Annotated in this window: 1 pseudogene; it reads right to left on the reverse strand. The window is 32.6% G+C overall.

Going from position 1 to position 1,496, the window contains the following annotated elements:
- Positions 1–1,310, reverse strand: a pseudogene (dnaA, locus tag L950_RS25280) (chromosomal replication initiator protein DnaA); the annotation flags it as partial.
- Positions 1,311–1,496: the final 186 nt, after the last annotated feature.

The following is a 1,496-nucleotide window of genomic DNA, read 5'->3' on the forward strand; positions in this document are numbered from 1 at the left end:
CACCGAAGAATGAACCAATTGTTTTCAATGACGATTTTGTATGGTTCTTAGCCAGATACATTGAAATCTGTCTAGCTTGTACGATTTCTCTTTTACGAACTTTAGATTTAACCATTTCTACTGGAACTTCAAAATACTCACAAACGAGCTTTTGAATAAATTCCATTGAAATTTCCTTATGCGTGTTTTTAACAAAGTTCTTAAGCATTGATTTAGCTAGATTTAAATCAATCTCTTTTTTATTTAATGTTGACTGCGCTAATAAAGAAACCATAGCTCCTTCTAGTTCACGAACACTGTTGTCAATTTGATTTGCAACATATTCTACAACATTTTCTGGTAATTCAATTCCATCAGAATACATTTTCTTTTTCAAAATAGCCATTCTTGTTTCCAAATCTGGAATTTGAATATCTGCAGAAAGACCCCATTTGAAACGGCTTAATAAACGTTCTTCTAATCCTGCTAAATCTTTAGGAGCTTTATCAGATGTTAAGATTACTTGTTTTCCAGACTGATGCAAATGATTGAAAATATGGAAAAATATATCTTGTGTTTTCTCTTTACCAGCGAAGTTATGTACATCATCCATGATGATCACATCCATTGCCTGATAAAAATTCACAAAATCATTAATGGTATTATTTTTAAGTGAATCTACGAATTGTTGGCAAAATTCTCACAAGAAACATAGATCACCAACTTATCTGGTAGATTTCTTTTGATTTCATTACCGATAGCTTGTGCTAAGTGAGTCTTTCCTAGTCCTACAGCTCCATAAATCATCAATGGGTTGAATGAGGTACCTCCAGGTTTATTTGCCACAGCAAAGCCCGCAGATCTCGCCAAACGGTTACACTCGCCTTCAATAAAATTATCAAAGGTGTAATTTTGATTTAATTGAGGATCAACCTGTAGTTTCTTTAATCCTGGTATTACAAATGGATTCTTGATATCTTTATTTAAGGATACAGGAACAGGTATAGATTGTTTCTTACCTTCTGCACCATTGCCATTGGAAGGGATATTTGTTGTATAAGGAATTGAAGCTGATGACTTCTCAACCACAATATTGTATTCCAACCTACCAAGCTCACCTAAAAACTTTTTAACAGTCTTACGAAGGATACCAACATAGTGCTCCTCCAACCATTCGTAAAAAATAAACTAGGTACTTGAATAGTCAAAACGTCACCCTCCAAACGTACTGCTTTCACAGGCTCAAACCAGGTTTTAAAACTTTGCGCTGGTATATTGTCTTTGATGATTGCAAGACAATTATTCCAAACACTTGTACTCGTTTTTTCCATTCTAAAATTCTTAATAAGTTGATTTCCAATAAGCGACCAAAAAAATGTTGATAACTTTCTCTTAAGACGAAGATGACAAAAAAAATCAGCTAAAAAACTAAAATTTAAAATTAATTTAAATTCATTATTAATCAACTAGTTACATTAAAAAATCGCTTTTTTTGCAACTAATTTTAGCCTTATTTT

It is taken from the genome of Sphingobacterium sp. IITKGP-BTPF85 (genome assembly GCF_001006065.1).
In the GTDB taxonomy this organism is placed as follows: domain Bacteria; phylum Bacteroidota; class Bacteroidia; order Sphingobacteriales; family Sphingobacteriaceae; genus Sphingobacterium; species Sphingobacterium anhuiense.